The organism is Pseudomonas sp. (genome assembly GCF_050739995.1).
Classification (GTDB): domain Bacteria; phylum Pseudomonadota; class Gammaproteobacteria; order Pseudomonadales; family Pseudomonadaceae; genus Aquipseudomonas.
In genome coordinates, this window is sequence record NZ_JBOICG010000280.1 from 1 (window position 1) to 17,983 (window position 17,983).

Below are 17,983 nucleotides of genomic sequence, written 5' to 3' on the forward strand. Positions count from 1 at the left end.
TGCTATCGGGAGCAAGCCCCCTCCCACATTTTGCTTTGTATAGTCCATGAGGAAACATTCCTTCACAGCCTTGCAACAATATCGCTACAAAATACTTAGGCGGCTACCTATCAACCGCCCGCCAGCCCGTATATAAAGTCACCCCACCGATCAGGCGAAGGGACGATTGACTGTCTCTAGACTTTACTGTTGACACAACTAGATGCAATTACGCATTTTGTCTCAATTGCGCAGGTTGGGGCTCAGGCGCAGCATGTCCAGCCCAACATCAACCCAACGCTCAGCGTCCTGGTGTAACTGGAAACTGTCGGGCACCAGTAGCCACTGGCCAATCAAGCCGTGGATGTAGGCATGGATGCACACCGCACCACGGGTGGTGTCCAGGTTCTCCGGAAGTTGCCCGCGATGGACCGCGTTGCGCAATGTCAGGCCGATGCGCAGGTTGCATTCCAGGCTGTGGGTCTGGCGTTGGCGCCGCATGTCACACATTTCATCGGTGAACTCGCACTTATGAAACAGGATTTCGTTGATGCGCCGGGTTTTCGGGTCCAGGGCCACTTGATGATAGAGATGAATCAACAGCTTGCGCATACAGCCCAGCGGGTCGACTTCATCCTCGCTTTCACTGGCCCTGGCCAATTCGTCCAGGGGCTCGTGCAGCGTGTCCAGCAGTGCCTGGAGCAAATCGGACTTGTTGCTGAAATGCCAATAGATGGCGCCGCGCGTCACACCGGCCAGCGTGGCGATATCCGCCAGCGTGGTCCGCGCAACGCCGCGCTGATAAAAGGCTTGCTCGGCGGCCTCGAGAATCTGGCTGCGCGTTTCCTGAGCTTCCTCTTTGGTGCGACGAACCATGGCAGTAAAACCTCAATCAGGGTACCGGGGACTATCGTTAACACAGAATTAATAGCGGTTAACGATCATCTGAATAATTGTGGGACGACACCGTCATGGGCGCCGAACGTACTAGAATCGAGGCTTTCAGCGGTGCTTTGTCAACATTCCGCGAAGCCTGTCAAGAGTTTACAAACAACCATGAACGTAAGTATATTGCGTAGCAAGCTACTTATCTACTCACAGCTTGTTTTTTACCCTTCCACACTGCTTGTGCGCATTCTGCGCGCCTGACCCGAGGATCTTCATGCAACTTAAGCCAGCTGTTACCGCTCTGGTTACTGCCGTCGCCCTGGCATCGCTGCTCAGCGGATGTAAAAAGGAAGAAGCGGCTCCGCCCGCTCAAACCCCTCAGGTCGGCGTGGTCACCATTCAACCGCAAGCCTTTACCCTGACCACCGAACTGCCGGGCCGCACCACGGCCTACCGCATTGCGGAAGTCCGGCCTCAGGTGAACGGCATCATTCTCAAGCGCCTGTTCAAGGAAGGCGGCGACGTGAAGGAAGGGCAACAGCTCTACCAGATCGACCCGTCGGTGTATGACGCCACCCTGAAAAGCGCACAAGCCAGCCTGACCCAGACCAAGTCCATCACCGACCGCTACAAGCAGTTGGTCGATGAGCAAGCCGTCAGCCGCCAGGAATACGACACCGCCGTGGCCAACCGCATGACGGCCGAAGCTAACGTGCAAACCGCCCAGATCAACGTGCGCTACACCAAAGTGTTTGCGCCGATCTCCGGGCGTATCGGCCGTTCTTCGGTGACCGAAGGCGCGCTGGTCAGCAATGGCCAGGCCGATGCCATGGCCGTGATCCAGCAACTGGACCCGATCTACGTCGACGTAACGCAGTCCTCGGCTGAAATGCTGAAACTGCGCCGCGACCTGGAAAGCGGCCAACTGCAGAAAGCCGGCGACAACGCGGCCAAGGTCAAGTTGACCTTGGAAGACGGCACTGCCTACGCCCAGGACGGCAAGCTGGAGTTCTCCGAAGTCTCGGTTGACCAGACCACCGGTTCCGTGACCCTGCGCGCCGTGTTCCCCAACCCTGATCACACCCTGCTGCCGGGCATGTTCGTACACGCCCAATTGCAAGCCGGCGTGAACAGCCAGGCCATCCTGGCGCCGCAACAAGGCGTGACCCGTGACCTCAAGGGTATCCCGACGGCACTGGTGGTGACCCCGGACAACAAGGTCGAGCAGCGCGTCTTGGTAGCGAACCGCACCGCCGGCGCCTATTGGCTGGTGGAAGATGGCCTCAAGGCTGGTGACCGCGTGATTACCGAAGGCCTGCAGTTCATCAAGCCGGGCATCGAAGTCAAGGTCAAGGACGCTGACAACGCTAAACCCGCCGGTACGGCTGCAGCGCCTGCTGCCGCTGCTGGTAAAGGGGAGTAATTCATGTCGAAATTTTTTATCGACCGTCCCATTTTTGCCTGGGTAATTGCCCTGGTGATCATGCTGGTCGGGGCACTGTCTATCCTGAAGTTGCCCATCAACCAATACCCGGCCATCGCGCCAACCGCCATCGACATCCAGGTGACCTACCCAGGCGCGTCCGCACAAACCGTGCAGGACACCGTGGTACAGGTGATCGAGCAACAGCTCAACGGTATCGACAACCTGCGTTATGTCGCCTCGGACAGTAACTCCGACGGCAGCATGACCATCACCGCAACGTTCAACCAGGGTACCAACCCGGACATCGCCCAGGTTCAGGTGCAGAACAAGCTGAACCTGGCGACCCCACTGCTGCCGCAAGAAGTGCAGCAGCAGGGTATCCGCGTGACCAAGTCGGTGAAGAACTTCCTGATGGTGATTGGTCTGGTGTCGGAAGACGGCAGCATGACCAAGGACGACCTGTCCAACTACATCGTTTCCAACATCCAGGACCCGATTTCGCGGACCGCCGGTGTCGGTGACTTCCAGGTGTTCGGTTCGCAGTACGCCATGCGTATCTGGCTCGACCCGGCCAAGCTGAACAACTACCAGCTCACACCGGTAGATGTCAGCAACGCCATCGCGGCCCAGAACGTCCAAGTGGCCACCGGCCAATTGGGTGGCCTGCCTGCCCTGCCCGGCACTCAGTTGAACGCCACCATCATCGGCAAGACGCGTCTGCAAAGCGCTGAAGAGTTCGCCAAGATCCTGATGAAGGTCAACGCTGACGGCTCGCAAGTGCGCCTCGGCGACGTGGCGCGTATCGAGCTGGGCGGCCAGAACTACAGCATCAGTGCGCAGTTCAACGGCAAGCCCGCTTCCGGTATGGCCATCAAGCTGGCGGCCGGTGCCAACGCTCTGGACACCGGTAAAGCCATCCGCGCTACCGTGGCGTCCCTGGAGCCGTTCTTCCCGCCAGGCATGAAGGCGGTGGTGCCGTATGACACCACTCCAGTGGTGACCGAATCGATCTCCGGTGTGGTCGACACCCTGGTCGAAGCGATCGTGCTGGTGTTCCTGGTGATGTTCCTGTTCCTGCAGAACTTCCGCGCCACCATCATCACCACCATGACCGTACCGGTGGTATTGCTGGGCACCTTCGGTATCCTCGCAGCAGCCGGTTTCACCATTAACACCCTGACCATGTTCGGTATGATCCTGGCCATCGGCTTGCTGGTGGACGATGCCATCGTCGTGGTGGAAAACGTCGAGCGGGTAATGGCCGAGGAACACCTGTCGCCGAAAGAGGCGACGGTCAAGTCCATGGGCCAGATCCAGGGCGCCCTGGTCGGTATTGCCCTGGTACTGTCGGCGGTACTGTTGCCGATGGCGTTCTTCGGTGGTTCCACGGGTGTGATCTACCGGCAGTTCTCCATCACCATTGTTTCGGCGATGGCGTTGTCGGTGCTGGTTGCCCTGATCTTCACCCCGGCCTTGTGCGCCACCATGCTCAAGCCAATCGACCCGGAAAAACACGGCCAACCCAAGCGTGGTTTCTTCGGCTGGTTCAACCGCACCTTCGACAGCGGCGTTCAGAAGTACGAGCGCGGCGTGGGCGGCATGATCAAGCACAAGATCCCAGCGTTCCTGGTGTATGCGCTGATCCTGGCCGGCATGATCTGGATGTTCACCCGTATTCCAAGCGCGTTCCTGCCTGAGGAAGACCAGGGTGTGATCTTTGCCCAGGTACAGACGCCGGTAGGTTCGTCGGCTGAACGTACGCAAAAAGTCATCGACGACATGCGTGCCTTCCTGCTGAACGACAAGGAAGGCGAGCCGGGCGAAGGCAAGGCCGTGAAGTCGGTGTTTACCGTGAACGGTTTCAACTTCGCGGGTCGTGGCCAGAGCTCGGGCCTTGCATTCGTGATGCTCAAGCCGTGGGGCGAGCGTGATGCTTCGCAGTCGGTGTTCGAAGTGGCCAAGCGTGCCCAGGGTTACTTCTTCGGGGCCTTCAAGGACGCCATGGTTTTCGCCATCGTTCCGCCTTCGGTTCTGGAACTGGGTAACGCGACCGGCTTCGACGTGTTTCTGCAAGACCAGGGTGGCGTCGGCCACGAAAAACTGATGGCTGCCCGTAACCAGTTCCTGGGTGCGGCGGCACAAAGCAAGATCCTGGCGGGCGTACGCCCCAACGGCGTGAACGATGAGCCGCAGTACGAGCTGACCGTCGACGACGAAAAAGCCAGCGCCCAAGGCATCAGCCTGTCCGAGATCCAGCAGACCCTGGCGATTGCCTTGGGTGGCAGCTACGTCAACGACTTCATCGACCGTGGTCGTGTGAAGAAGGTGTACGTGCAGGGTGACGCGGCCAGCCGCATGTCGCCGGAAGACCTGGACAAATGGTACGTACGCAGCACCTCCGGCAAGATGGTGCCCCTGTCGGCCATCTCCTCGGGCAAGTGGATCTACGGTTCGCCGAAGCTCTCGCGTTATAACGGTGTAGCGGCGATGGAAATCCTCGGTACCCCGGCACCGGGTTACAGTACCGGTGACGCCATGGCGGAAGTCGAGCGTATTGCCAAGGATCTGCCGGCCGGTATCGGCTACTCGTGGACCGGCCTGTCGTACGAAGAACGTCTGTCCGGCTCCCAGGCGCCTGCGCTGTACGCCCTGTCGCTGCTGGTGGTGTTCTTGTGCCTCGCGGCACTGTACGAAAGCTGGTCGATCCCGATCGCAGTGATTCTGGTGGTACCGCTGGGTGTGATCGGTGCTCTGATCGCCACGAGCTTGCGCGGCCTGTCCAACGACGTGTTCTTCCAGGTGGGCTTGCTGGTAACGGTGGGCCTGGCAGCGAAGAACGCCATCCTGATCGTGGAGTTCGCCAAAGAACTCCACGAGCAAGGCAAAGGCATCGTCGAGGCGGCCATCGAAGCGTCCCGCATGCGTCTGCGTCCGATCATCATGACGTCCATGGCGTTCATGCTCGGCGTACTGCCGCTGGCGATCTCCACCGGCGCAGGTTCAGGCAGCCAGCACGCGATCGGTACCGGCGTAATCGGCGGTATGATCACGGCCACTGTCCTGGCGATCTTCTGGGTGCCACTGTTCTACGCAACCGTGTCCTCCGCCGGTGAACGCAAGAAACCGGTGACTACTGAAACTCCTAAAGAGGCTGGCCAATGAGCAAGTCGCTACTTTCCCTAGCCGTCACGGCATTCGTGCTCAGTGGCTGCTCCTTGATACCTGACTACCAGCGCCCCGAGGCGCCGGTAGCAGCTCAGTTCCCGCAGGGGCCGGCGTATTCGTCGGCCCAGGCGCCGAGCCAGGCTGCTGCCGAGCAAGGCTGGAAGCAGTTTTTCCATGACCCGGCCCTGCAACAGTTGATCCAGACCGCACTGGTGAACAACCGCGACCTGCGTGTCGCGGCCCTGAACATCGACGCGTATGCCGCGCAGTACCAGATCCAGCGAGCCGACCTGTTCCCGGCTGTTTCGGCCACGGGCAGCGGCAGCCGCTCGCGTACCCCGGCCAAACTGTCGAGCACAGGCGAATCGACTATCGCCAGCCAGTACTCGGCAGGCCTCGGGATCAGCTCATATGAGCTGGACCTGTTCGGTCGCGTACGCAGCCTGAGCGAAGAAGCGCTGCAGAAGTACTTCGCCACTGAAGAAGCCCGACGCAGCACCCAGATCAGCCTGGTGGCCAGCGTGGCCAACGCCTACCTGACCTGGCAGGCCGACAAGGAACTGCTCAAGCTGACCCAGGACACCCTGGGCGCGTTCGAGCAGAGCTATAAGCTGACCTCGCGCAGCAACGAAGTCGGCGTGGCCTCGGCCCTCGACCTCAGCCAATCGCGCACCTCGGTGGAAAACGCCCGTGTGCAACTGGCTCGCTATACCCGCCAGGTGGCCCAGGACGAAAACAGCCTGACCCTGCTGCTGGGCACCGGCCTGCCGGCGAATCTCGCCAGCAAGCCACTGTCGGATGACCTGCTCAGCGAAGTACCGGCCGGCTTGCCGTCGGACCTGCTGCAACGTCGTCCCGACATCGTGCAGGCGGAGTACAACCTCAAGGCTGCCAACGCCAATATCGGCGCGGCCCGTGCAGCGTTCTTCCCCAGCATCAGCCTGACAGCCAGTGCCGGTACCGCCAGCCCGACCCTGGGCGGCCTGTTCAAAGGCGGCTCGGGCACCTGGTCGTTCGCCCCGCAAATCAATCTCCCGATCTTCAACGCCGGTAGCCTGCGCGCAAGCCTGGACTACTCGAAGATCCAGAAAGAGATCAACGTGGCCAACTACGAGAAGGCTATCCAGACCGGCTTCCAGGAAGTCTCCGATGGCCTCGCCTCGCGTGCGACCTACAAGCAGCAGCTGGATGCCCAGCGTGGCTTCGTCGCGGCCAACCAGGACTACTACCGCCTGGCCGAGCGTCGCTACCGCATTGGTGTCGACAGCAACCTGACGTTCCTCGATGCCCAGCGCCAACTGTTCAGTGCCCAGCAATCGCTGATCACCGACCGCCTGGCGCAGCTGACCAGCGAGGTCAACCTGTACAAGGCCCTCGGTGGTGGCTGGAGCGAGCAGACCGCGAAGAACGAGCCGCTGAAAGAAGAAGCACCGGCACTGAAGTTGTTCTGATAACGCCTGTGTGAACGAAGCCCACCTCTTGGTGGGCTTTGTGCTTTTTGTGGCCCGTCAACTTGCGTTCGATCATCGCCCACAACCCGCTCTCCCCTACTTTCATCACGCCCATACCGCCAAGCACCATGGCCCGCACCTGCATAACCCCAATAACAACAGGTCCGACACCATGAGCACTCTCCACCCGCGCCAGCTGCTGCTGGCCACCGCTGTTGCCAGTCTTGCCTTACCCGTCGTCGCCGAAGAACACGGCTTTCTCGAAGACGCCAGCGCCAACCTCAACCTGCGCAACTTCTTCTTCAACCGTAATTACACCAACCCGACCAAAGCCCAGGGTGGCGCGCAGGAATGGACGCAGAGTTTCATCCTCGACGCCAAATCCGGCTTCACCCAAGGCACGGTGGGCTTTGGATTGGATGTGCTGGGCTTGTATTCGCAAAAACTCGATGGCGGACGCGGTACCGGTGGCACCCAACTGCTGCCACTGGACCACGATGGGCGCCCGGCGGATAACTTCGGGCGCCTGGGAGTCGCGTTCAAAGCGCGCATTTCGAAGACTGAACTGAAGGTCGGCGAATGGATGCCAGTGCTGCCAATCCTGCGTGCCGACGATGGTCGCTCGCTGCCGCAAACCCTGCGCGGTGGGCAGATTACGTCGAAAGAAATCGACGGCCTGACTTTGTATGGCGGCCAATTTCGCGCCAACAGCCCGCGTGACGACAGCAGCATGACGGACATGTCGATGTTCGGTAAAACCGCCTTCACCTCCGACCGCTTCAACTTCCAGGGCGGCGAGTACGCGTTCAACGACAAACACACCCAGATCGGCCTGTGGAATGCCCAGCTCAAGGACATCTACCGCCAACAGTTCGTCAACCTGATCCACAGCCAGCCCGTAGGCGACTGGACCCTGGGCGCCAACCTCGGTTTCTTCTATGGCAAGGACGACGGCAGCGCCCGCGCCGGCAGCCTGGACAACAAGACCTGGTCCGGCCTGTTCTCCGCCCGCTACGGCGGCAACACGTTCTATGTCGGCCTGCAAAAGCTCACTGGCAACAGCGCCTGGATGCGCGTCAACGGCACCAGCGGCGGCACCCTGGCCAACGACAGCTACAACTCCAGCTACGACAACGCCCAGGAAAAATCCTGGCAAGTGCGCCACGATTACAATTTCGCCGCCCTCGGCATTCCCGGCCTGACCCTGATGAACCGCTACATCAGCGGCAGCAACGTACACACCGGTACGATCACCGACGGCAAGGAATGGGGGCGCGAGAGCGAAGTAGGTTACACCGTGCAAAGCGGCACATTCCGTGACCTCAACGTCCGCTGGCGCAACTCCACGATACGCCGCGACTACAGTAACAATGAGTTCGATGAAAACCGGTTGATCGTCAGTTACCCAATCAGTCTGCTGTAAACCGGCGCTTCACTTGCTGTATGGTGCGCGCCTGCCGCTGCTGACCGACCCAGCAGCGGCCTTTATTCGGGCCTGCGTACACCATGAAATCCTTCATCTTAGCGACCGCCCTGCTAGCCTTGGCCTTGAGCCTTGGCGGTTGCATCAGCGCACCTATTCCCCTGACGCCACAGACCGCACAGCGTTTGCAGGCCCAGACGCCGATCCGGTTTCTGCTGACTTTCGATGACGGCCCTAGCGCCTCGGGCTACAACAACCCGAGCCGCTCAGTGATCGCAGACCTGGCAAACAACCCGGTGCTGCCAGGCATCAAGGCAGTGTTCTTCCTGCAGACCGAAGCGTCGCGCTCCGGTGGCAGCCCGCGAGGACACAAGACCATGGAGCGTGAATACGCGGCTGGGCACGTCTTGGCGTTCCACACGGCCACCGCGTTCCACACCAACCACCGCTGGCTGAATGACGTCGAGCTGGAAAGCACCCTCACCCAAGGCGCCGCCCATATTGCCGCGATCACCGGCGCCCAGCCCACCCTGGTGCGCCCGCCTTTCTGGAACTACGACAAGCGCACTTTTGCCGCCTATCAACGCCACGGCCTGCACGTATTGCTGACGGACCTGAGTGCCAATGACGGCAAGATCTGGGGTTTCAATGGCAGCCCGCGTCGCCGCGCCAATCTGTACCGGCAACTGTCGGTGGTGCGCGAACGCATTGCCCAGGGAGCGTTGCCGACAGTGGACGGTGTGATCCCGGTGGTGGTGACCTTCCACGATATCAACCGCTACACCGCGCGGCACATGCAGGAGTATCTACAGATCCTGATGGACAGCGCCCGCATCAACGGCATGAAGATCGCCGCCGAGCCGTTCTACACCGACCACGCCACCCTGGAACGCGCAGCGCTGGCGCGGACGGTCAAGGACATGAACGAAGTGGTGCATTTACCGGGCGTGTGGAACTGGGTATGGGACGCGGATTCCCACTGACACGCCGAAACCAATGTGGGAGGGGGCTTGCCCCCGATGAGGGAGTGTCAGTTGATAGATCTTTGACTGACACACTGCCATCGGGAGCAAGCCCCCTCCCACATTTTTGAGCGTATTTCAGTCTTGGCGCGACTCGATCCCCAATTCATCCCACACTGACTCGGCCAAGTGAAACGTCGCATTCGCCGCCGGAATCCCACAGTAGATCGCGCTCTGCATCAGCACCTCCTTGATCTCGGCACGCGTCACGCCGTTACTGGCGGCGGCGCGCAGGTGCAGTTTGAGTTCTTCACTGCGATTCATACCGATCAACATAGCGATGGTGATCAGGCTGCGGGTGTGCCGCGGCAAGCCGGGACGGGTCCAGATGTCACCCCAGGCGTGGCGGGTGATCATTTCCTGGAACTCGCTGTTGAACTCGGTCAAGGCATTAAGGCTGCGATCGACATGAGCATCGCCCAGCACCTCGCGACGCACTTGCAGGCCGTCAGCGTAACGTTGTTTCTCGTCCACAAAATACTCCTCAACAACGTGTAGTGAGCGGGCTTGCCCCGCGCTGGGGGGGCGCAGCCGACCCAACAAGGACACCGCGGGGTTTCAGAAAGACCGAAGTGCCTGGATTTGGGGCGGCTTCGCCCCCCCAGCGCGGGGCAAGCCCGCTCACTACAGATACTGCGCTCGTCACCCCACCGCTTAACTGACTGGCAAGCCTCCTCCCACATGTGAATCTTTATTGCCCTGACACCTGCGTACGATATTTCCCACACCAAGGCCTCCCTACAGCAACCGTGGTGATGGTAGTGTGTAGAAATGTTTCTGACTTATTGATCAGAAACCTCTTACTCACTATCTGCAAAGGAATGCCTCTAACAATGCACTTTCCACTCAAAAAACTGGTAGCCGCCACCCTGTTCGCGGCCAGCCTCTCGGCAGTCGCCACACCCGCTTTCGCCAACATCAGTGCAGAACAAAGCGCAACGATCATCAAACATTTCAGCGAAACATCGGTCACCGATTTCCGTAGTTTCCTCACTACCCTGGCCAAAGGCGATCTGGCGAAAACCGATGACGTCGGCCCGGCCATTGAGGCCTTTTTGGCCAACAAAACCCTGAACGCCGACCAGCAGAACGAAATCAATCGCCTGCTCGGCATTTACACGCGGGTGAAATACGGCAAAGCCGCTCTCGAAACCCTGCGCGAGCTGGTGGAAATCCCGACGTTCAATGTGGACGGCCTGCCGCAGTACAAAAACCCGGAGTTTCTCAAGATCGCCGACAAGATCCAGAGCCTAGCCAAATCGTTCAACCTGAACTTCCGTAACGTCGACAACCGCGTGTACGAAATTTCCCTGGAAGGCAGCGGCGATGAAGTCGTCGGCATCCACGCCCACGCCGACGTGGTACCGGTGACTCCGGAAAACTGGGTGCTCAAGGACGGCACCAAACTCGACCCGTTCAAAGTCACGCTGATCGGCGACCGCATGTATGGACGTGGCACCGAGGATGACAAGAACGGCATCGTCGTGGCCATGTACGCCATGAAAGTGATCAAGGAAGAAAAGCTGCCGCTGGCGCGCAACTTCAAGTTGCTGGTAGACACGACTGAAGAAACCTCCGGCGATGCGATCCCGTACTACTTCGAACACAACCCGGTTCCGCAATACAACCTGGCGCTGGATGGCGGCTACCCGGTGGTGATTGCCGAGAAAGGCTACGGCACCGTGATGGCCACCTTCCCGGTGCGCAAAGGTGAAGGCAAAGGCGCTGAAATCATTTCGATGACCGGCGGCATGGCCACCAACCAGATTCCTTCGGTGTCCGTCGCCACGCTGGTCAGCGACAAGCCCGCTGAACTGGCCGCCAGCCTGGAAAAAGCCGGTGCCGAATACGCCAAACAAAATGGCGGCGACTTCCAGGTGGTGGCCAAGGTGGTCGGCAAAGAGGTCAAGCTGACGGTCACTGGCGTGTCCGCGCATTCGTCGGAACCGGAGTCCGGCGTCAACCCGGTGGCGCGCATGTTGGTGCTGATCAACAGCCTCGACGGCAAGATCGCCCTCAAGCACAACCATATCACCGACGCCGCACGCTATGCCGCCGACAACTGGGGTCTGGATTACCTGGGCGGCAAGCTGGGCGTGGGCTTCTCCGATGCCTTCATGGGGCCGCTGACCACCTCGCTGACCTTTGTCGGCCTGGATGCCAAAGCCTTCAAACTGGCGGTGAACCTGCGAGTGCCCAAGGGTAAAACCCCGGACGTGCTCAAGGCCGAAATCGCGGAAAAACTCAGCGCCTGGGACAAGCAATCCAAGGTCAAGGTGAGCTTCACCTACTCAGTCGCCGCGCCGATGTACCGCAACCCGGAAGGCGAATGGGTCAAAGCCTTGTTGGCCGTGGCCAGCGAGAACCTGGGCATGGAGCACAAGTTCGGCACCTCGGCCGGCGCCACCTCCGTGCATGAATTGCCTAATGGCGTGCAGTTCGGCTTGGCGCGCCCGGAAGTCAAGTACACCGGTCACACCGACGGTGAGTTCAAGACGGTCGACCAGTTCCTGCTCGACCTGCAAATCGTCACCGAGATGATGGGCCGCGTCGGGCAGTTGCCAAAGCTCTAAGGCCCATTGAGCCCGCCGCAATGGCGGGCTCAATGCATCAGAATATCTTCGAAGAACCCACCGATCGGCAGGGTGGGATGACACAGCTGGATCTCCAATACCCACACCATCTCGCTGGGCGTGATCTCCAAGTCCGCGAGCTCCTTGTTCCCGAACAACGCATGGGGGAAGTCCGCAATACGGTGGCCTGCCAGATTGCGTGACAGCCGCCAGCCCTTGGCCACGGCGCGCGCTTCGGCAAAGTCATAAAGCTCGCAGCCGGTCATGCCCCGCAGCCATGCTTCGCGGGTTTCATCGAAGACTTCGTGCAACACCCTCCTGCACTCCAGATGCAACGGCGCCTCACCGAAGATGAAGGTATCGCCATAGTCGCCCTCGTAGCCGTCCCACACCGGGCCAAGATCCACTACCACGATGTCGCTGGGGCGCAGTGTGCGCCATGGGTCGATGCCTTCGCGGGACGGACGCACCGTGTCGTCGCCAAAACGGATGTAGGTGGGGTGCCAGGTATGAGACGCACCCATGGCCTGCAACTGGTCGGCGGCCATTTCCAAGGCGGCGCCGGTGGTCATGCCGACTTTCAATTGGCTGGCGATGGCCGCCAGCGCACGTACGCTTTTCTCACGCGCTGCGAGCATGCCGTCAAGGGAATAACGCGGCCCGACTTTTTCCCAGGTTTCATCCAGTGTACTGAGCAACGTATTGGCGCTCGACTGGCCACTGGGCACAAAGGCTTCCGCGACAAAACGATGGCTCGGCAAGCCCGCCTCCAGACACTCTGCACGCGTTTGGCTGATCATGGCGCCGTTACCGCACGCATACACCTGAGCCGCTTCCCAGGGGTGCCCGTGGCCCAGCGCAACCTCCTGCACCCTGCCCTCGGATGCCAGTACCGGATGCCAGTGAAAACGCGGATGGTCGATGACCGATTGATCGAGGAATGCGCGGTCGTAGAAATCTGCCGCCTGCGCACCGCCCCAGTAAAACGTCACCTCGACCTCGCGCTTCAAGGCGGTCAGCAGGATCGGCTTGATACCCGCGTAGCCGGTGCCCGTGGCGAACAGGACCACAGGTGCAGCGTCATCGTCCTGCCAGGTGCAGGCACCAAAAGGCCCTTCCAGTTGCAACAGATCGCCGGCCTCAAGAGCGCCCAGAAGGGCCTCGGAAAACAACCCGCCGCTCACCCGGCGAATCTGAAACACTAGGCGTCCATCGCCTTCGGCCGGCAGGTTGGCGATCGAGAAGCAGCGCGAGTCACCGTCGACCAGACGGAACTTGAGGTACTGCCCCGCCCGCACCGCCAACGACATATCCGGCATCAGGACCAACTCAATGATGTCGGGGCTTAGTGCACGCTTGCTCAGCACCGTCGCTTCGACAACCAGCGCGGGCGTGTCCAGCGACCAGCCGGGAATTTCCAGGCGCATATCAGTGTCGGCATGGCTCTGGCACAGCAGCATTTCATTGGCCGCCAGGGGATAGCATGGCGCGGGAGCGCCCGGCGCCAGCTGCTTGGCCCGGTAGTGCCCCTCAGCGACGACGACCTTGCAGGAACCACACGCTCCGCGCCGACACGAGAACGGCACGGACAGGCCGCTGGCGAGCATCGCGTCCAGCAACAGTTCGTCACCGGCTTCAAAGGTTTTCCCCGAGGGGGACAGTTCGATGACATGGCGTGTATTCATAAAGACCTCGGGGTGAGTGAGGCTTGATTGTTGCGCTAGACTAGGCCCATTAAAACCTCCAGTTTTGGATACTTCAGATGGTCCAGATGCGTAAATGGCGTCCACTGCTCAAGCTGGATGAAAGTACCCGCCAAGCCTCCTATCGCAAAATTGCCGAGGGCCTGGTGGCCGCGATCGTCGAGGGGCGCCTGCCGCCCGGCACACTGTTACCGGGCACACGGGAAATGGCGCAGTTGCTTGACGTCAACCGCAAGACGGTCATCCTGGCCTACGAAGAAGCCTTGACCAAAGGCTGGCTGATCAGCGAGCCGCGACGCGGGACGTTCGTCAATGCGCAACTGGCGTCCACGCCAACGCCTCGCGGCGCACAACATTCTTTTGCCCCGCCATTGCTGGAGCAAGCGAGCGTTCCGTACTTCGCCCAGAATGCCCAAGTGATCGCCCTGCAACATCGGCATGACGCTCTGTTTTTCGATAACGGCGCCTGCGACCACCGCTTGCTGCCCCAGGCCGTATTGCATCGCTACTACCGCAACGCCCTGCGCAACAGCTTTGCATCCAACTCCGTACGTTATGGCAGCGAAGGCACCGGCTATGAATTGCGTTGCGCGCTGGCGGAGATGCTGCGCAACAACCGTGGGCTGGCCGTCAGTGCCGAGAATATCTGCCTGACCCCAGGCACCCAGGTGTCGCTGTTCCTGACCGCCAGCCTGCTGATCCAACCGGGTGATGTGGTGCTGGTAGAACGCCTGAGCTACCCACCGGCGTGGGAGATCTTCCGCAAGCTCGGTGCGCAACTGGTCATGGTCGATATGGACGACGAAGGCTGTCGAACGGACCATATCGAGCGGTTATGCCACACGCACAACGTGAGGATGATTTATCTCACACCACACCATCAGTTCCCCACCACCGTGAGCCTGCATGCGGCACGCCGACAGCATCTATTGGCATTGGCGGCGCTGCACAATTTCTGCGTGATCGAAGAAGACTACGACCACGAATACCACTTCAACGGACGGCCGTACTTGCCGTTGGCCAGTGATAACGCGCAACGCCATGTGATCTATATCGGCTCGCTATCCAAGGCGCTGGGCGCAACCTTCCGATGCAGCTATGTCGTCGCCCCCGCCAGCGTGATCGAGGTGCTACAGAGGAGCGCGGCCCTGGTGGTAGGAGATAGCGACGCGGTCGCGCAGAAGATGCTGGCGGACCTGATCAACCATGGCGAATTGAAGAAACACCTGCGCCGCGTTTCGAAAGAATACGCGGCGCGCCGAGAGGTATTGCAGAGCTGTCTACAGGAGGCATTCGGCGAGCGTATTCAGGTACGTGAGCCCGAAGGCGGCCTGGCACTCTGGGTGCGCTTCCAGGATGAAACAGACGTTGATCAGTTGGTAAAAGCGGCCCAAGGCCAGGGCGTCGTGGTGCGCAGTGCACGTCAGTTTTCGCCGATGAACCTACCGGAAAATGCCCTGCGCCTGGGCTTTGCCTCGCTTGATCGGGATGAGATCCGTCAAGCCACGCTGCGCCTGGCGCGGGCTTTGAACACGCGGTGAGCACACACACGCCGATCATCAGTGATCGGCGGTTTTGTCAGAGAGGGAGCAGGAAACGCGACTTCTTTTCCACCCGGGCCAATTCGGGAAACTCAAGCAGCAACGCCCGGTTGCCCCGGCCAATGTGTTCCATCACCGCCCGGGTTATGTACTCACGTACCATGCCGGTCGAGACGTAATACATGGCCCAGGCTTGCTCAGGCGTGCAGTGGCCGATCTGCTCTTCAATTTCCTTGTACGCGTTGTCATCATCCGATTTCACGTCGTACGGGTAATCACGTTGGCCCATGATTCATCTCCCTCTCCGGGACTTCTGTGCAAAGCCCCTTGGTCAGTCACCCAATCACGTACCGCTCTTCACTTTGGTCCACACACGCGTGCGAATTCGCTCCAGCTTCAACGGCAGCGGCTCAAGGGGAACCAGCGTGGCGATGGTCTCTTTGGAAGGATAAATCCAAGGGTCGTCACGCAGTTTCTGCTCCACAAGGTGAGTGGCATCCTTGTTGGCGTTCGGGTACAGCGTGTGGTTTGAGCTTTTGGCAATCACGTCGGGCTCAAGCATGTAGTTGATGAACGCCACCCCTTGCTTGGCGTGGGGTGCGTCCTTGAGCAGCACAAAGTTTTCCGACCACACCAGCCCACCCTCACGCGGCAGGCTGTAGGCAATCTTGCGGCCGGTGTTGTTTTTCTCATTGATGGCCTTGGCCGTCAGCGCCCCGCTCGCCCAACTCACCACCACACAAATATTGCCATCGGCAAAGTCGGCATCGGTTCTGGATGAGTCGAAGTAAAGAATGTAAGGGCGGATTTTCAGCAGCAGCGCCTGGGCCTTCTGGTAATCCTCAGGGTTCTGGCTGTTGCTCGGCAGACCGAGGTAATGCAAAGCGATGGAGATGATTTCGCTGGGCGAGTCCATCATCGCCACGCCACACGACTTCAGCTTGCTGATGTTTTCTTCTTTGAAGATCAGATCCCAGCTGTCCACCGGGGCGTTGTCACCCAAGGCTGCCTTGACTTTATCGACGTCGTAACCGATGCCGGTGGTGCCCCATAAATAAGGCACGGCGTACTTATTACCGGGGTCATTGGTCGCCAGCAGCGCCAGCATGTCCGGATCGATATGGGCATAGTTGCTCAATTGGCTGCGATCCAGCGGCGCCAGGACGCCCGCCTGGATCAGGCTTGGCAAGACATTGGAGGTGGCGACGACGACGTCATACCCGGTGCGACCGGCCATGACCTTGCTCTGCATGATCTCGGCGCTGTCGAAGGCATCCAGGTGCATCTTGGTGCCGGTCTTCTGCTCGAATTCCTTCGGCGTTTGCGGTGCGATCAACCCGAACCAGTTGTACAGGTTCACCTGTGCCCCAGCCGCTGCCGCCGGCAGGTTTGCCCCCATGCAGACCAGCGAGGCCAGAAACATGGCGCGCAAATGTGATTGACTCATTTAACCATCCTTGTCAAAACGACAGGCCCTCATGGCCTTTATCCGCTGGAGGGTGAATATACCCGGCACCTTCGATTAGTAAATACCTACAAATACTTAGCGCCGACCCACGAGTCCCTAACCCTAAAGGGGTAGACCATGTCACTCGACCTTCACAACCTGGCCTGGCACCGGTCGGCTGGGAAGCTGATCATGCAACTCAATCGTCCGGCGTTCTGGAGTTCGCTGGTGCGCGTATTGAATGAATACGTGCAAGTCGATAATTGGGTTGTACTGGTATTCGGCGACCAACACGTCCAGGTCATCAGTGTGCCCGAGGTGGCCGATGCGGAAGAGGTCGACGCCCTGACACAACATTATGTAAAGGGCCTGTTCCTGCTAGACCCGTTTTACATCGCCAACCGTGAAAACCCGCAGAGCGGCTTTTTCCATTTGTCCGACATTGCGCCAGAGCATTTTCTGACCACCGAGTACTACCAGCGCTATTTCGAACAGTACATTTCCGTGGATGAGGTGCAGTACAACGTCCAACTGGATGCGGGCAGGACACTCTGTATTTCATTGGGCAGTCAGGTCCGATTTGGACCGGAGCAAATCACCACGCTGGATATCATCAAGCCCTGGGTGACGGCCTTGATGCATCAACGCATGTGTTTTGAGAATGAGGTCGAAAAAAACCTCAGTGAATCGCCTCCCTGGTCAGAAGCGATTATTCAACTGGGGACACAAATCACAACACGGGAAAAGGACGTGCTCACGTTGCTGCTCAGTGGTTTCTCCAACAAGGAGATCGCCGGGAAACTGTCGCTGTCGGCCGAAACCATCAAGGTGCACCGGCGTAACCTCTACAACAAGTTGAACATCAAATCCCAATCCGAGCTCTTCGCGCGATTCTTCATGCCAAAGCCGGAGCCCCACACGACGAACTCAAGCCTGCAACTTGCGGTTGCCGAGCAATAAAACGCACAAACAAAAACGCCGATCATCTCTGATCGGCGTTTTTGTTGAATATGGAGCGGGAAACGAGACTCGAACTCGCGACCCCGACCTTGGCAAGGTCGTGCTCTACCAACTGAGCTATTCCCGCAAATGGCGTCCCCTAGGGGACTCGAACCCCTGTTACCGCCGTGAAAGGGCGGTGTCCTAGGCCACTAGACGAAGGGGACACGCTACTGAAACACATGGTGTGTATTTCAGTGCCCAGAGGTTAAATCCGAAGATCATGCCCTGGTTTCACTCAGTGCCGCCCGAGAGCCACACTGCTTAAACTTGGAGCGGGAAACGAGACTCGAACTCGCGACCCCGACCTTGGCAAGGTCGTGCTCTACCAACTGAGCTATTCCCGCATATTGGCGTCCCCTAGGG

Annotated in this window: 13 protein-coding genes and 3 tRNA genes; 8 read left to right on the plus strand and 8 right to left on the minus strand. The window is 59.6% G+C overall.

The window, feature by feature from the left end:
- Nucleotides 1–222: 222 nt before the first annotated feature.
- On the minus strand, nt 223–855 hold the full coding sequence (locus tag ACRESD_RS09570) for a TetR family transcriptional regulator (RefSeq protein ID WP_431750694.1): 633 nt from the start codon (nt 853–855) through the stop codon (nt 223–225).
- Nucleotides 856–1,141: 286 nt separating this feature from the next.
- On the opposite strand from ACRESD_RS09570, the gene ACRESD_RS09575 reads away from it, so the two are divergent.
- From ACRESD_RS09575 to ACRESD_RS09595, 5 genes are all read left to right on the plus strand, one after another.
- Entirely contained in the window at nt 1,142–2,290 is a 1,149-nt protein-coding gene (locus ACRESD_RS09575) for an efflux RND transporter periplasmic adaptor subunit (protein ID WP_431750695.1), read from the plus strand.
- A gap of 3 nt (nt 2,291–2,293) precedes the next feature.
- The gene (locus tag ACRESD_RS09580; protein ID WP_431750696.1) at nt 2,294–5,455 is read left to right on the plus strand and encodes an efflux RND transporter permease subunit; all 3,162 of its coding nucleotides are present in this window, start codon (nt 2,294–2,296) and stop codon (nt 5,453–5,455) included.
- Nucleotides 5,452–6,909, plus strand: a complete 1,458-nt coding sequence (adeC, locus tag ACRESD_RS09585) for an AdeC/AdeK/OprM family multidrug efflux complex outer membrane factor (RefSeq protein WP_431750697.1) — start codon at nt 5,452–5,454, stop codon at nt 6,907–6,909. The genes ACRESD_RS09580 and adeC overlap by 4 nt, the downstream gene beginning before the upstream one ends.
- A gap of 172 nt (nt 6,910–7,081) precedes the next feature.
- Nucleotides 7,082–8,332: an OprD family porin gene (locus ACRESD_RS09590; protein ID WP_431750698.1), complete on the plus strand. Its 1,251-nt coding sequence runs from the start codon at nt 7,082–7,084 to the stop codon at nt 8,330–8,332.
- Nucleotides 8,333–8,415: 83 nt separating this feature from the next.
- A complete protein-coding gene (locus tag ACRESD_RS09595; RefSeq protein WP_431750699.1) occupies nt 8,416–9,315 on the plus strand; it encodes a polysaccharide deacetylase family protein in 900 nt (299 codons plus the stop codon).
- 117 nt (nt 9,316–9,432) lie between these two features.
- Here ACRESD_RS09595 and pcaC read toward each other — a convergent pair whose 3' ends face one another.
- Nucleotides 9,433–9,828 (minus strand): 4-carboxymuconolactone decarboxylase, encoded by a 396-nt coding sequence (pcaC, locus tag ACRESD_RS09600; protein ID WP_431750700.1) that lies wholly within the window; start codon nt 9,826–9,828, stop codon nt 9,433–9,435.
- Nucleotides 9,829–10,187: 359 nt separating this feature from the next.
- Between pcaC and ACRESD_RS09605 the strand changes: the two genes are divergently transcribed.
- Nucleotides 10,188–11,927, plus strand: a complete 1,740-nt coding sequence (locus tag ACRESD_RS09605; RefSeq protein WP_431750701.1) for a dipeptidase — start codon at nt 10,188–10,190, stop codon at nt 11,925–11,927.
- 29 nt (nt 11,928–11,956) lie between these two features.
- Here the strand turns inward: ACRESD_RS09605 and ACRESD_RS09610 are convergent, their stop codons facing one another.
- Nucleotides 11,957–13,612, minus strand: a complete 1,656-nt coding sequence (locus ACRESD_RS09610; RefSeq protein ID WP_431750702.1) for a M24 family metallopeptidase — start codon at nt 13,610–13,612, stop codon at nt 11,957–11,959.
- A 77-nt stretch (nt 13,613–13,689) separates the two neighbouring features.
- Between ACRESD_RS09610 and ACRESD_RS09615 the strand changes: the two genes are divergently transcribed.
- The gene (locus ACRESD_RS09615; RefSeq protein ID WP_431750703.1) at nt 13,690–15,171 is read left to right on the plus strand and encodes a PLP-dependent aminotransferase family protein; all 1,482 of its coding nucleotides are present in this window, start codon (nt 13,690–13,692) and stop codon (nt 15,169–15,171) included.
- Nucleotides 15,172–15,208: 37 nt separating this feature from the next.
- On the opposite strand, the gene ACRESD_RS09620 is transcribed toward ACRESD_RS09615, so the two are convergent.
- Complete coding sequence (locus tag ACRESD_RS09620) at nt 15,209–15,460, minus strand: hypothetical protein (protein ID WP_431750704.1); 252 nt, start codon at nt 15,458–15,460, stop codon at nt 15,209–15,211.
- 54 nt (nt 15,461–15,514) lie between these two features.
- The gene (locus tag ACRESD_RS09625) at nt 15,515–16,618 is read right to left on the minus strand and encodes a polyamine ABC transporter substrate-binding protein (protein ID WP_431750705.1); all 1,104 of its coding nucleotides are present in this window, start codon (nt 16,616–16,618) and stop codon (nt 15,515–15,517) included.
- A 138-nt stretch (nt 16,619–16,756) separates the two neighbouring features.
- Here ACRESD_RS09625 and ACRESD_RS09630 point away from each other — a divergent pair, with 138 nt between their 5' ends.
- Nucleotides 16,757–17,578, plus strand: coding sequence for a response regulator transcription factor (locus tag ACRESD_RS09630; RefSeq protein ID WP_431750706.1), 822 nt, complete (start codon nt 16,757–16,759; stop codon nt 17,576–17,578).
- Between the two features lie 51 nt (nt 17,579–17,629).
- Here the strand turns inward: ACRESD_RS09630 and ACRESD_RS09635 are convergent.
- The 3 genes from ACRESD_RS09635 to ACRESD_RS09645 form a co-directional block, all read right to left on the minus strand.
- Nucleotides 17,630–17,705, minus strand: a tRNA-Gly gene (locus tag ACRESD_RS09635).
- Between the two features lie 3 nt (nt 17,706–17,708).
- Nucleotides 17,709–17,784 (minus strand) — tRNA-Glu (locus tag ACRESD_RS09640).
- Between the two features lie 104 nt (nt 17,785–17,888).
- A tRNA-Gly gene (locus tag ACRESD_RS09645) sits at nt 17,889–17,964 on the minus strand.
- Nucleotides 17,965–17,983: the final 19 nt, after the last annotated feature.

What these genes read in the sequence shown, in the direction of transcription:
- ACRESD_RS09580 (WP_431750696.1), top strand. Translation starts at nt 2,294, where the DNA reads ATGTCGAAATTTTTTATCGACCGTCCCATTTTTGCCTGGGTAATTGCC.
- ACRESD_RS09590 (WP_431750698.1), top strand. Translation starts at nt 7,082, where the DNA reads ATGAGCACTCTCCACCCGCGCCAGCTGCTGCTGGCCACCGCTGTTGCC.
- adeC (WP_431750697.1), top strand. Translation starts at nt 5,452, where the DNA reads ATGAGCAAGTCGCTACTTTCCCTAGCCGTCACGGCATTCGTGCTCAGT.
- ACRESD_RS09610 (WP_431750702.1), bottom strand. Translation starts at nt 13,612, where the DNA reads ATGAATACACGCCATGTCATCGAACTGTCCCCCTCGGGGAAAACCTTT.
- ACRESD_RS09605 (WP_431750701.1), top strand. Translation starts at nt 10,188, where the DNA reads ATGCACTTTCCACTCAAAAAACTGGTAGCCGCCACCCTGTTCGCGGCC.
- ACRESD_RS09575 (WP_431750695.1), top strand. Translation starts at nt 1,142, where the DNA reads ATGCAACTTAAGCCAGCTGTTACCGCTCTGGTTACTGCCGTCGCCCTG.
- ACRESD_RS09595 (WP_431750699.1), top strand. Translation starts at nt 8,416, where the DNA reads ATGAAATCCTTCATCTTAGCGACCGCCCTGCTAGCCTTGGCCTTGAGC.
- ACRESD_RS09615 (WP_431750703.1), top strand. Translation starts at nt 13,690, where the DNA reads ATGGTCCAGATGCGTAAATGGCGTCCACTGCTCAAGCTGGATGAAAGT.
- ACRESD_RS09570 (WP_431750694.1), bottom strand. Translation starts at nt 855, where the DNA reads ATGGTTCGTCGCACCAAAGAGGAAGCTCAGGAAACGCGCAGCCAGATT.
- ACRESD_RS09625 (WP_431750705.1), bottom strand. Translation starts at nt 16,618, where the DNA reads ATGAGTCAATCACATTTGCGCGCCATGTTTCTGGCCTCGCTGGTCTGC.
- ACRESD_RS09630 (WP_431750706.1), top strand. Translation starts at nt 16,757, where the DNA reads ATGTCACTCGACCTTCACAACCTGGCCTGGCACCGGTCGGCTGGGAAG.
- ACRESD_RS09620 (WP_431750704.1), bottom strand. Translation starts at nt 15,460, where the DNA reads ATGGGCCAACGTGATTACCCGTACGACGTGAAATCGGATGATGACAAC.